The 12,938-nt window shown below is 70.6% G+C and carries 10 protein-coding genes; 5 read left to right on the top strand and 5 right to left on the bottom strand.

Translation table 11 applies throughout. The features are described from left to right. Nucleotides 1–154 precede the first annotated feature (154 nt). Nucleotides 155–3,868, top strand: coding sequence for a family 78 glycoside hydrolase catalytic domain (locus tag QEZ54_RS21205; RefSeq protein ID WP_281306423.1), 3,714 nt, complete (start codon nt 155–157; stop codon nt 3,866–3,868). 143 nt (nt 3,869–4,011) lie between these two features. Here QEZ54_RS21205 and QEZ54_RS21210 read toward each other — a convergent pair whose 3' ends face one another. After that, complete coding sequence (locus QEZ54_RS21210; RefSeq protein WP_281306424.1) at nt 4,012–4,740, bottom strand: class I SAM-dependent methyltransferase; 729 nt, start codon at nt 4,738–4,740, stop codon at nt 4,012–4,014. 129 nt (nt 4,741–4,869) lie between these two features. Here QEZ54_RS21210 and QEZ54_RS21215 point away from each other — a divergent pair, with 129 nt between their 5' ends. Then, a complete protein-coding gene (locus tag QEZ54_RS21215; RefSeq protein ID WP_281306425.1) occupies nt 4,870–4,995 on the top strand; it encodes a hypothetical protein in 126 nt (41 codons plus the stop codon). Between the two features lie 81 nt (nt 4,996–5,076). Next, on the top strand, nt 5,077–5,448 hold the full coding sequence (locus tag QEZ54_RS21220; RefSeq protein WP_281306426.1) for a hypothetical protein: 372 nt from the start codon (nt 5,077–5,079) through the stop codon (nt 5,446–5,448). A gap of 111 nt (nt 5,449–5,559) precedes the next feature. Here QEZ54_RS21220 and QEZ54_RS21225 read toward each other — a convergent pair whose 3' ends face one another. Continuing rightward, complete coding sequence (locus tag QEZ54_RS21225; RefSeq protein ID WP_281306427.1) at nt 5,560–6,057, bottom strand: hypothetical protein; 498 nt, start codon at nt 6,055–6,057, stop codon at nt 5,560–5,562. A 225-nt stretch (nt 6,058–6,282) separates the two neighbouring features. Next, nucleotides 6,283–7,311, bottom strand: coding sequence for an alpha/beta hydrolase (locus QEZ54_RS21230; RefSeq protein ID WP_281306428.1), 1,029 nt, complete (start codon nt 7,309–7,311; stop codon nt 6,283–6,285). Between QEZ54_RS21230 and QEZ54_RS21235 the strand changes: the two genes are divergently transcribed. Then, a complete protein-coding gene (locus QEZ54_RS21235) occupies nt 7,286–8,266 on the top strand; it encodes a WYL domain-containing protein (protein WP_281306429.1) in 981 nt (326 codons plus the stop codon). The two genes, QEZ54_RS21230 and QEZ54_RS21235, sit on opposite strands and share 26 nt — an antisense overlap. Nucleotides 8,267–8,424: 158 nt before the next feature. Here the strand turns inward: QEZ54_RS21235 and QEZ54_RS21240 are convergent, their stop codons facing one another. Together QEZ54_RS21240 and QEZ54_RS21245 are read right to left on the bottom strand one after the other, a co-directional pair. Further along, entirely contained in the window at nt 8,425–8,559 is a 135-nt protein-coding gene (locus tag QEZ54_RS21240) for a hypothetical protein (RefSeq protein ID WP_281306430.1), read from the bottom strand. 342 nt (nt 8,560–8,901) lie between these two features. Continuing rightward, entirely contained in the window at nt 8,902–10,335 is a 1,434-nt protein-coding gene (locus QEZ54_RS21245) for an L-fucose/L-arabinose isomerase family protein (protein WP_281306431.1), read from the bottom strand. 232 nt (nt 10,336–10,567) lie between these two features. Between QEZ54_RS21245 and QEZ54_RS21250 the strand changes: the two genes are divergently transcribed. After that, a complete protein-coding gene (locus QEZ54_RS21250) occupies nt 10,568–12,931 on the top strand; it encodes a family 43 glycosylhydrolase (protein ID WP_281306432.1) in 2,364 nt (787 codons plus the stop codon). The last annotated feature ends 7 nt before the right edge of the window (nt 12,932–12,938 follow it).

Consider the following 12,938-nt stretch of genomic DNA (forward strand, 5'->3'; position numbering starts at 1 on the left):
GTCGGCAGCTTCGAGGTATTGACTCCCATCAGGGTGACATCTACGGTTGCTGCACTGGTAACCCAGTGAAACGTTTCAATACCCGGATATGGCGGCGAGCCGTCCCAAGCTTCGCGCATGCCATTTCCGGGTCCTGTCGCCCTCAGGAGTAGCTATGCCGCATCTGCTGATGAAACGGCACTGGCGATGGTGCGCGGCCGCGACGGCCGCCTTCGTCGCGATCTCCGCCGCCGTCGTCGCCTGGACCGTCCCCGCCCAGGCCGCAACCCCGGTGAGCGTCTCCGGCGCCCACTGGATCTGGTACCCCGAAGGATCCCCCGCCAGCAGCGCACCCGCCGCCGACCGCTACTTCCGGAAGGTCTTCACGGCACCGTCGGGCACCATCAGTGACGCCCAGCTGGTCATCACCGGCGACGACACGGTCGACGTCTGGCTCAACGGGACCCCGCTGGCCGGCTCACCCCGCATGATCGACTCGTGGAAGCAGGCGCTCTACGTCGACCTGCAGGCCGCGCTGCGTCCCGGCGCCGCCAACACCCTCGCGGTGGCGGCCCGCAACACCACGGCCGGACCGGCCGGAATGATCGGCCGGGTGCACGTCACCGGCGCCACCACGGTGGACTTCGCGACCGACGGGTCGTGGAAGGCGTCGCAGAGCCCGGCCGCCGCCTGGGAGCAGCCCGGGTTCAACGACAGCGGCTGGCCCGCCGCCGCCGACCTCGGCACCTACGGCATGGCGCCGTGGAACTCCAGCGTGCTCGGCCCGGACACCGCGGCCGGTTCGCCGCTGAGCGTGGCCGGGGCGACCGTGGAGCGGCGCGCCAACCCCCTCGGCGTCGACGCGGCCAAGCCCCGCCTCGGCTGGAAGCTCGGCGCCTCGGCCCTCCAGCAGCGCCAGGGCGCGTACCAGGTCATCGTCGCCAGCACCGCCGCGCTGGCCGGCGCCGGCACCGGCGACGTCTGGGACAGCGGCCGCGTGGCGAGCACGAAGTCCGTCGACGTCCAGTACGGCGGCCCGGCGCTGGCCTCGATGCGCGGCTACTTCTGGCGCGTGCGCGTATGGGACGTCCAGGGCCGCGTCGGCCCGTGGAGCGGCACCCAGACGTTCGAGACGGGCCTGCTCAACTCCGCTGCGGAATGGCAGTCCGTGTTCATCGGGCAGCCCGGCTCCGCCGTCGGGCTCAACGGCTCGACCTGGATCTGGTATCCCGAGGGCGACCCGGTCGCCGGGCTGCCGCCGATGACCCGGTACTTCCGCCGGACCTTCAGCCTGTCCTCGGTCCCCGCCGGCGGCACGCTGGTGGTCACCGGCGACGACACCGCCGACGTGTGGGTCAACGGCGTACAGGTCAGCACCTCGGCGCGGGTCACCGACTCGTGGAAGCAGGCGGCGGTGATCGACCTGGCCGGGCGCCTGACCACCGGCACCAACGCCATCGCCATCGCCAGCCAGAACACCACGCAGTCACCGACCGCCGTCATCGCCCAGCTGACCGTCCCGGGCGTCTCCACCATCAACACCGACGCCTCGTGGAAGGCCTCGCAGACCAACCCGTCCGGCTGGCAGCAGGCCGGATACAACGACAGCGCCTGGGTGGCCGCCCGTGCGCTGACCGCGTACGGCAGCGGGCCGTGGGGCGCCAACGTCGTGGTACGCCGCGGCGCGCCCCTGCTGCGCAAGTCGTTCACGGTGAGCAAGCCGGTAGCCTCGGCCCGGCTGCTGACCACCGCACTGGGCCTGCACGAGACCCGGCTCAACGGGGCGAAGGTCGGCACCGACGTCCTCGCACCCGGCTGGACCGACTACAACAAGCGCCTGCAGTACAAGGTGTACGACGTGACCGGCAAGATCGTGCAGGGCAGCAACGCGCTCGGCGCCTGGCTCGGCGACGGCTGGTACTCCGGCAGCATCGGCATGGCCGGCTCGCAGCGCTACGGAAACCAGCCGTGGTACTCGGCGAAGCTGCTGCTGACCTTCACCGACGGCACCAGCACCACCGTGGCCACCGACGGCACCTGGCGCTACGCACAGAGCCCGATCACCGCCGACGACCTGTACCTGGGCGAGCAGTACGACGCCCGCAAGGCGGTCGCCGGCTGGGACACGGCCGGATTCAACGACGCATCCTGGGCGGCCGTGGCCGTGCGCTCGGGCACCCTGCCCAAGCTGGTGTCCCAGGTGGACCCCGGCGTGACCGTGCAGCGCCAGCTCACTCCGGTGTCGGTGACCCAGCCGCAGCCCGGAGTGTGGATCTTCGACCTCGGCCAGAACTTCGCCGGCTGGAACCAGCTGCGCGTCACCGGCGCCGCCGGGACCACCGTGACCATGCGCCACGGCGAGGTGCTCAACGCCGACGGCACGCTCTACACCGCGAACCTGCGGGTCCCGGGCCTGGCCACCGACCGGTTCACGCTGGCCGGCACGGGCGCCGAGGAGCTGTTCGAACCCCGGTTCACCGTGCACGGGTACCGGTACGTCGAGGTGACCGGCTTCCCGGGCACGCCGACCGCGCGTGCGATCACCGGCCAGGCCGCCTGGACGTCCGGCGCCGCCCTGGGCACGCTGACCACGTCGAACAGCCTCATCAACCAGATGCAGAGCGCGATCGTATGGGGCCAGCGGTCCAACATGCTGTCCATCCCCACCGACTGCCCCAACCGGGACGAGCGCCTGGGCTGGACCGGTGACATCGCCAGCTTCGCGGCCACCTCGACGTTCAACGTGGACGTGACCGGGTTCCTGGACAAGTTCGCCGACGACCTCACCGACGCCCAGCAGTCCAACGGCGCGTTCACCGACACCGCGCCGTACGTGTGCTGCGGCGCCGGCACGGCCGGGTGGGGCGACGCCGGGGTGATCGTGCCCTACACGATGTGGCAGCGCTACGGCGACACCCAGGTCATCGAGGACCACTTCACCGCCATGACCCGCTGGGTGGACTACCTGCGCAGCACGGCCGCCGCGGACCTGATCCGGGACCAGGGCGGCTACGGCGACTGGCTCAACGTCAACGACGACACCGCCCGCAACATCATCTCGACGGCGTTCTTCGCCCACTCGGCGCGGATGGTGTCGAAGATGGCGGCCGCGACCGGGCACACGGCCGAAGCGTCCAGCTACGGCACCCTCGCCGACCAGGTCGCCGCGGCGTTCACCAGCCGCTTCGTGGCCGGTGACGGCACCGTGGCCGGCAACACCCAGACCGGGTACGTACTGGCGCTGGCCTTCGGGCTGCTCCCGGCCAACCTGGTCGGACCGGCGGTGAACAAGCTGGTGGCGAAGGTGGCCGCATCGGGCGGGCACCTGACCGTCGGGTTCCTGGGCGTGGAGAACCTGCTGCCGGTGCTGGCCGACAACGGCCGGGCCGACATCGCGTACCAGATCCTGCTGCAGACGTCGTACCCCGGCTGGGGGTACATGCTCGGGCGGGGCGCGACCACGATCTGGGAGCGCTGGGACGGCATCCGCACCGACGGCAGCTTCCAGGACGTCGGGATGAACTCGTTCAACCACTACGGGCTCGGGTCGGCCGGCGACTTCCTCTACCGGCAGGTCGGCGGGCTCGGCCCGGCGAGCCCGGGGTACCAGTCGCTGCTGGTGGCGCCGCGTCCCGGCGGCGGGCTGAGCTCGGCGAAGTCGGCGTACGAGACGCCGTACGGCCAGGCGGTCAGCGACTGGACCAGCAGCGGCGGCACGTTCACCCTCCGGGTCACCGTGCCCGCGGGTGTGACGGCGCTGGTCAAGGTCCCCGCGACGTCGGCGGCCGTGGTGAGCGCCCCGGCCCAGGCGGTGCCCTTCGGCTACGGCTCCGGCGCGGCGTCCTACTACCTGCCCTCGGGCAGCTACACCTTCACCGCACCCGCCTGACATCGCGAGTCCGTGCCAACCCGTTGAACCCTGAAACCACCACAAATGCTTGACCGGGTGCTCGGGCGTTGACGCCGGAGGTCCGATGGCCGCACATTGGCCATCGGACCTCCGGCGCCATCAGCGCCAGACATCGGACCGGGTCAGCCGTCGCGGCGGAACAGGGCGGTCCACAGGAACTGCTCGCCGAACCGGGGCGAGTCGGCGGGCTCGTCGCGCATGCGGCGCAGCTCGACCTCGGTCAGGTCGGCGAAGATCCAGCGCAGTGCCTCCGGGGTGTATGCGACGCCGCCCTGCAGCCCGCCGTGCCGGTAGAGCTCGGCGTCGGGCAGTTCGGAGCCCATCGCCCCGGCGGCGAAGCAGCTGAGCCCGAAGTGGCCGCCGGGGGCAAGGGCCCGGGTGAGCAGGGCGCGGTAGCTGACGCGGCGGTGCGGCGGCAGGTGGTGGAAGCAGCCCGAGTCGTAGATGAGGTCGTACGGCCCGGACGGGGCCGTCTGGGCGAACGCGTCGCCGCAGTGGAACGCGATGTCGAGCCCGGCCGCGGCGGCCCGGTCACGGGCCCAGGAGATCGCGGCGGGGGACAGGTCGACGGCGTCGACCTGGAAGCCCGCGGCGGCCAGGTGCAGTGCGTTGCGACCGGGGCCGCAGCCGAGGTCCAGGGCGCGGCCGGAAGCGACCAGCCCGCGGTCGAGGTACGACACGAGGTTCTCGTCGGGCTTGTCGGCGAAGAACGGCACGGGCCGGTCGCGGTCCGCGTAGAAGCCGTCCCACCAGTCGGCGCCGCCGCCGGGCGTCCACCGGTCGGCACCGGGTGCGAGCAGCCCGTCCAGCAGCCGCAGCACGTCCTCGACGTCGCGGATGTCGCGGTTCATCCGGCCTCCTTCCGCCGGTTCAGCTTAGTGAGCCTGCCTGGATCCCGTGGCCCCTACATCGACTCGTGTCCCTTGCCGGTGACGCTCCCCACCGGGTAGGCCGACTACGGGCGCCCCTGCTATCCGCTGATGATCGCAACGCGGATCGTCGACCGACCGTACGGGTTCTGCACGGCCGGGTACGCCGAGGGCTTCCTGCGCGACTGGTGGGACCAGCGGCGTGACCCCCGGGCGGGGTTCGGGCGGAGCGCGTGATCAGGCGTTGAGCGCGAGAAGTCGCCACCTGGTCTCGACCGGTAGGGTCCGGGGAAGTCGCCGAGTCGTCGGGAGTACGTCATGTCGTCCCTGTTCAGTGGACCGGTACTGGGTATTCGTGTGCGTCTTTCGCCCAGCACCGGGGCGCGGCCGGTCTATGCCGAGATCGTGGTCGACATCGAGCAGCTTGAGGGCAGGACGACCGGGTTCGAGTTCGTCAGCCTGGCCCACCCGCTTCGTGCCGAGTTCGCTGCCGCGGTCGCGGCCGGCCTTCGCGATGAACTGAACAGCCAGGTGGCAAGCAGCGGCGTGCCGTCGGCCTTCGCGGGCGCGGGAGTCCGGGCCACGCTCACCAGCGCCAGGTCGCACGATGCCGACTCGAGTGTTTCAGCGTTTTCGGCAGCGGGACGCTTGGCCGTCCGAGCTGCCATTGAACGCCGACAAAGGAGCTGACGTCAGGGGTAAGCAAGTCAGGGCCGTTGCCGCCCGCTACGAAAAGCGAGTTCATGTACCGGGCAGCCGTCGACGAAGTCGGCCGGCATCCGCGACGTGCCGCCTGATCCGCTACAGCGCCGCGCAGTAGCGGATCAGCTCCACACCGAGGTTCTGGTACGCCGACGTCGCCATGGCGTCGACGGCGCCCTGCACCGACGTCCCCTTCGCCAGCAGCTGCCGCACGGCGGCCAGCTCGTCGGCCAGCCGCTCCTTGAGCTTGGGGTCCACCGGCTTGGCCTCGGCGGCGGTCAGTGTGGCCGAGTAGCCGGACAGCCGCTCGCGCCAGGCGGTCAGCGCCGCCTTCGCCTTGCCCTTGTCGCGGCGGGCGGCTTCCAGCTCGCCCAGCACCTTCGGATCCTGGCTCAGCTTGTAGGCGGCGAAGGTATCGGTGCAGGCCGTGCTGGTCAGGCGCGCCATCTGTCGGGCTTCGGCCGAGACCGTGCTGCTGGGGCGGGGTGAGGGGGCGCCCGTCAGGCCCGGCGCGGACGCGGTGCCGGTCGGCTCCGAGCAGGCCGCCAGGGACAGGGCCGCCGCCGCGGTGACGGCCAGGACGATGATGCGACGCAACAGGGCTCCCGTGCCAGGTGATGATCGACGTCGAGTGGCTCACATTCTGCGCGGCGCCGCCCGGCACCGCAACGCCCGGATCTTCGAGGCATCGTCCTGGCTCGGAGGTGGGTTGAGACAGCGGGTTGGCGGCTGACGCCACCAACCCGCAGCGCAGGAGGCCTGACCAGCGACTACGATCCGCCAGCCCACAGTGGATCGTAGAGCGGACGTCGTGCCGGAATGCTAGGCGGCATCCCGCTGGTCCAGCCACTTCAGCATCGCCTCGGTGGTCTCCTGCGGCATCTCCTGCTGGATCCAATGACCGCAGTCCAGGCTGACCACTTCCACATCCGGTACGAACTCCGACAGTCTTTCAGCCTTCGCGACCATGTCGCGGTCGCCGTAGATCATGAGGGCGGGCTTGCGGATGATCGGGTCCACGTCAGCCAGCAGGCGCCAGTTGCGGTCCAGGTTCCGGTACCAGTTGATACCGCCCGTGAACCCAGTCGATGCGAAGGCCGAGACGAAGACGGCCAGTTCGCTGTCGCTCATGACGGGGTCACCGAGCGGGGCCTGCGCTCTGGCCAGGTTGATGAACGCATTACCCGGCTGAGGCTCCGCGAGGGGCACGTTCTTCCGGTACAGGTTCCGCAGGAACTGGGCCGTGTTCTCGGCGAGCACGGCGTCGGCGACGCCCGGCTGCCGGTTGAAGTGGACGAAGTAGAAGTCGGCGCCGAGCACGGCCTCCATGAACTCGATCCAGGGCACCTCTCCGCGCTCCTGGTAGGGCACGCTCAGCGCTACCACCGCGTTGACCCGGTCCGGGTGCAGCAGGGCCAGGCCCCAGACGACGAACGCGCCCCAGTCATGGCCGACGAAGACGGCGTCCTCGTAGCCGTAGTGATCGAGGAGGGCGACCAGGTCACCCGACAGGTGCTCGATGTCGTAGTCCGTCACTTCGGCGGGGCGGGACGAGCCGCCGTAACCCCGCTGGTTCGGGACGATGACGTGGTAGCCCGCCGCGGCCAGGGCCGGCACCTGGTAGCGCCAGGAGAAGGCGTGCTCCGGCCAGCCGTGGCAGAGCACGACGGGCCTTCCGGCATTCTCTCGGCCCGCTTCGAAGACTTCGAGGTCCACACCGTTGACCGAAATGAGGGTGGGCTCGGGAAAATCGATCGTCATGTCGGCATCGTGCCGACGAATACCGGTCACCTCCTGACCGGTTTCGTGTGCGAGTGTTGCCGGTGTGCGAGCCGACCGGTTGATGGCCATCCTCCTCCTGCTGCAGCACCGCGAGCAGGTCACCGCGGCGGAGGTAGCCCGGGAGTTGGAGATCTCCGAGCGCACCGCCCGCCGCGACCTCGACGCCCTGGGCATGGCCGGCGTGCCGGTGTACTCCGTGCAGGGCCGGGGCGGCGGCTGGCGCCTCCTGGGCGGCGCCCGCACCGACCTGTCCGGGTTGACCGCGGGTGAGGCCCGCGCCCTGTTCCTGGTCGCGGGCCCTGCCGCGGCTGTCACGCCGGCCGTGAGAGCGGCGCTGCGCAAGCTCGTCCGTGCCCTGCCGGAGCCGTTCCGGTTGCAGGCCGAGGCGGCGGCGTCGTCGCTCGTCCTGGACCCGCAGCGGTGGGGGTCGAGCCGTGTCGAGCCCCGACCGCCTCGCTTCCTCGACGACCTTCAGGACGCGGTGATCCGCGGCGTCCAGGTCCGGCTCGGCTATGTCGACCGCGAAGGCAGCCAAACCGAGCGAACCGTCCACCCGCTGGGCATCGTCGCCAAAGGTCCGTCGTGGTACCTCGTCTCCAGCACCGAGGCCGGAAGGCGGACCTTCCGGGTCGACCGCGTGTCGTCCGTCGACCCGACCGGCGATCCCGTGGACCGGCCCGATGACTTCGACCTTGCCGAGAGCTGGCGGGAGATCGCGGACGAGGTCGACCGCATGCGAACACCCGTCGAGGCCCGGGCGGTGTGCGCACCCCACGCGGTGGGCGTGCTCCGGATGGGGTTCGGCGGTCGGCTCGTGGTGGGAGGTGCCACGGCCGACGGCCGCATCGACGTCGTGATCCGCGGCAACGACGAGTACAAGCTCGCCGGCGAGCTTGCCGGGCTGGTCGACTGGATCGAGGTGACCGGTCCTCCGGCTGTGCGAGACCACCTGGCCTCGATCGGCGGCACGCTCGTCGAGCGATACGGCTCAGACCGGCACGGACGTGGTACGGCAGAACGATGACCGAGGTCCTCAGGCACGACATCGATGGTCTTCGGGCAGTTGGTCGGAGGCCAGGCCGACGCACACTCACGATCAGCAGGTGTCTCCGGTTCTCAAGAACGTCAGCCACCCGAGACGCGACGAGTGGTTCCCGAATTGACTGGCGTCGGTGGAGGCGATCAGTTCTTGCGCGTCACCATCCACAGAACCCAGACAACGATCGCCAGCAGCATCAGGCCGAGGCACACGATGTCGAACACGCTGGCGGGCTCAAGACTCCACGGTGGTACGAACTCGGCCGGTATCCGCGACATTGCCGCATTATCGTCGCCGCCGCCTTGAACCGCCCATCCTGGAGGGCCATCGCAGAGCCCATCGGCGGTCCACCCGGCCGCTTCCACCGAAGCCGATCGAGGAACTCGCCCTCTCCGCCGTTGCGTCCAGGTTCGTCGGAAACCAAACGGTGTCGAGCGTATCCATCACCCGATGATGTGAACCCTGCCCGCAAATCGACCACGCCCTTTGCCGCCGAGGCCGCGAACGGGTCGGCTGGAACGGGCGACGTCGGTGCGGATCCGGTCGGCGAGCGTTTCGGGCAGGCCGACCGGGTCTCGACGGTCTTCCGGCGGTCGTCTCGGGCGATGCTGGATGCGCTCTCAGACGACGGTGATGGGCAGGTCGAGCAGTTCGGCGACCGCGCGCAGTTCGGCGACGCGGTGGCCGGTGCCCAGCGCCCAGTGGTGGGCGATGCCGCTGGCCGACCAGTCGTCGGTCCACTCGCCCGGGTCGCGGCCGAAGTCGATCCGCGACGACGTGTTGCCGATGGCCAGCAGGGGACCTGGCACCGCCCGGCCCTCAGAGGCGACCAGCGAGAACCGCCCGTACCGGTCCTGCGCCAGCCCGCACAGCGTCACCGGCCCGTGGCTGACGTCGAACTCGACCGACACGCCCCAGCCGCGCTTGCCGTGGAAGACGCCCAGCCCGCGCAGCATCGGCTTGCCCGAGCTGATCGCCAGGTGCGCGGGGCCGTCGTGGCCCATCTCCACCACGTTGTCGGTGAAGTTGAGCGCCTGCAGCTCGGTGAACGAGCCGCCCGCGCCCAGGCGGTCCATGAGCAGCATCGCCAGCGACGTACGCAGCTCGAACTCGCCGCAGGCGGGGATGCCGCGCGCGGTGAGCAGCGAGGCGCCGAGGATCAGCCCGGCCCCGACGCGTTCGTGCGTCTCGCCGTCCAGGCCGCGGTGGTAGTAGGCCAGGGAGTCCAGCTGGAAGTCCTCGACCAGGCGGTCCAGCGCCACCGACACGGTCGCGGCCCAGCGGAAGTCGTCGTCGGCGACGGTGCCGTCGAGCTGGAACACCTCCCGGGCCAGGTCCATCCGGGCCAGGGTCTCGTCCTCGGTGACCTTCTCGGTCCGTACCCGCAGATCGTCGATCTCCAGAATTTCGACGTGCCCGCCGAGCTGGGCCGAGACCAGGGTCGGGTCGGTCGACACGTCCATCATGCCGGGGTAGAGGTGGCCGAGCAGCCCGTGCCGGCCGTGCCGGAACGCCGCCCGCACGCCCGCCGCCTTGATCCAGCGCTCGATGCGCAGCCAGGCCGCGTCTGATTCGAGGTATCCGGAGACCGAGCGCACGTCGATGCCGCAGCGGCGGAACGCGTTGGTCATCTCCGGCAGGGGACAGGCGCCGCAGTAGGCCAGCCACGCGCCGGTGTCGAAGGTGGCATGGTCCATCGCCTCGGTGGGCTGCAGGTTCAGCAGCAGCACCGGGGCGCCGGTGCGCTGGGCCACGGGCACGAGCATGTTGGCGGTCATGTACGTGGTGAGGAAGCCGATCACGAGGTCGCAGTCGGCCCGCCGCAGGGTCTCGGCAGCTGCCGCACCGTCCTGCGGATCCGAGATGAACCCGGCGTCGATCACCTCGCAGTCCAGCCGCGACAGCCGCTGCGCCACCCGCCGGGCGGACTCCTGCAGCTGCGGCAGCAGCCCCGGGAACTGGGGCCAGTACGCGCCGAGGCCGCCCGAGACCAGGCCGACGCGGGTCTTGCGGGGGGCGATCCGGGTGAGGCCGGAGTGCGGCTCGGTCAGCATGCTGGCTCCTGACGCAGCTTTGAAATGTTTCAAGTTTGAGCCACGACGGTAGGGCGACGCGACTGTCCTGTCAAGAACATCCTTCGGATATCCGGCGCGACGATCCGGGTTGTGAGCCTGTGGCCTTGACCCGTTCACGTTTTCGACCTTAGGCTGAAAACATTCGCTCCTGAAACGTTTCAATAACTGCATGTGCTCTTGTGGCCGTCCCACCACATCGAAGGAGTACCCCATGCGGCGACTACTGGCAGTGGCCTGCGCGGTCATGGCGGTGATCTGGCTCGTACCCGCTGCGGCACGCGCCGACGTCACCATCACCGTGACCAACAACGACAGCGCGGGCAACCAGCTCAGCCGATTCGACACCGACGGCAACGCCCTCGACGCCCACGACGGATCCCTGCTGCAGGTCGGCGACCTGTACTACCTCTATGGCACCAGCTACACCTGCGGCTACACCTACAACGCCGGCCCCAACAGCGGCGGCTTCTGCGGCTTCAAGGCCTACAGCTCGGCGGACCTGGTGCACTGGACCGATCGCGGCTACATCGTCGCACCCGGCCAGTGCCAGTACTGCTTCCGCCCGCACGTCATCTACAACCAGGCCACCGCCGCCTACGTCATGTGGGCGGACATGGGCATCGGCAACAGCTACGGCGTCTTCACCAGCCCCACGCCGACCGGCCTGTTCACCCGCCGGACCAACCCGACGCTGGCCGTCGGCGGCGCCGTCGACGAAGCCCTGTACGCCGACAGCGACGGCAGCGCGTACGTCATCCACAACACCACGATCGTCGGCGCCGGGCTGACCGCCGACCTGGTCGTCGAGAAGCTCACCCCCGACTACCTGAACACCACCGGCCAGTACGTCCGCCTCGGACTCGGCAACGTGGAAGCGTTCGCGGCGTTCAGGCGCGACGGCGTCTACCACATCCTCATGTCCGACCCGACCTGCGCCTACTGCGCCGGGTCCACCGGCGAGGTCACCGCTGCCTCGATGCTCGGCCCCTGGTCGGGCGTGTGGTACGACCCCAACGGGTTCGACATCAACAACAACCGGCCGCAGCCGCGCAACCGGTCCCGCATCGTCAACGCCGACAACTGCGGCGGCCAGCCGCTGGCCGTCCTGCCGATCACCCGCACCGGCGGCACCGACTACTACTTCGTCTCCGACCGGTGGGTCGCCAACCTGCCCGCGGGCAGCAACCCCAACCAGTCCCTGGCCAACTTCCACCTCGGCCGGCTCACCTTCGACGGCGCCGGCACGCTGCAGAACTTCACCTGTGACAACACCGCCAGCGTGACCCTGCCCGGCGCGCCGACCGGCGCCTACACCGCCGCACCGGACCGCGACCAGCACAGCGGCTTCGACGGCTTCCGCCACTACTGCGACATCGCCGGCAACGTGTGGCGCCAGCAGAGCTTCACCCCGTCCCGCACGGGCCTGCTGACCAGCGTCGCCGTCACCACGTTCCAGCGCGGCCAGCCGAACCTGCCGCTGACCGTCGACATCGTCGACACCGCCACGGGGGCGCTGCTGCAGTCGTCGGCGCTGGCCCCGGCCACCGTCGGCTGGGCACCCTCGGTGCTGGCCGTGCACCCCGACGTCGCGGTCACCGCCGGGCACAGCTACACCGCGCGGCTGCACACCAGCAGCACGCAGGGGTGCTACGGGTTCGAGTACAACGACGCGAACCCGTACCCGGGCGGGTCGGAGAGCTACAGCACCAGCAGCGGCGGCGGCTTCACGGCCGAACCGGCCCGCGACCTGAAGTTCACCACCGACGTGAACACCACCGGGGCGTACGTGCCCGAAGGGCTGCCCGCCGGGTACACCTACTGCGCGGGCGAGGGCGGCACGTGCGCGTTCACCGGCACCCGCACCGTGGCCTACGGGGCCGGAGGCTACCGGTACGCGACCGTCACGGGCGGCACGCCGTGCGGGATCGCCGCGTTCGGCGGCGACCCGGCGGTCGGGGTGCTGAAGTCCTGCTACGTGGCACCGGCGGGCGGGCCGTCCGGGTACGCCCAGTGTGCCACCGAAGGCGCTGCCTGCTCGTTCACCGGCACCCGGACCGTCGCGTACGGCTCCGGCGGCTCCTTCGCGTACCGGGTGGCCAGCGGCGGGACCGCCTGCGGCGTCGCGGCCTTCGGCCGTGACCCGCTGCCCGGCGTGCTGAAATCCTGCTACCTCGCGAGCACCGCGGCGCCCGCGGGCGGCTGGCAGCAGTGCGCCGCCGAGGGCGCGACCTGCGCGGTGACCGGACCCTCGACCGTCATGTACGGCACCAGCGGCAGCTTCCACACCCGCCAGGCCGGCGCACCGGTCCTGTGCTCGGCGTCCAGCTTCGGCGGCACCCCACCCGGTGACGGCGCCAAGGCCTGCTACGTGCCGACCGGCGGACCGGTCGGCTACGGCGCGGCGTGCGCGGCGGAGAACGGCACCTGCGCGTTCAGCGGATTCCGCACCGTCGCCTACGGCGCGGCCGGTCGCTTCACCTACCGGTCGCTGTCCGGCGGCACGCCCTGCACGAACACGGCCTTCGGCCTCGATCCCGTCTACGGCGTCGCCAAGAACTGCTACCTCGCCCCCTGAGTGGAGT

The organism is Catellatospora sp. KI3 (genome assembly GCF_029948125.1).
GTDB lineage: Bacteria > Actinomycetota > Actinomycetes > Mycobacteriales > Micromonosporaceae > Catellatospora.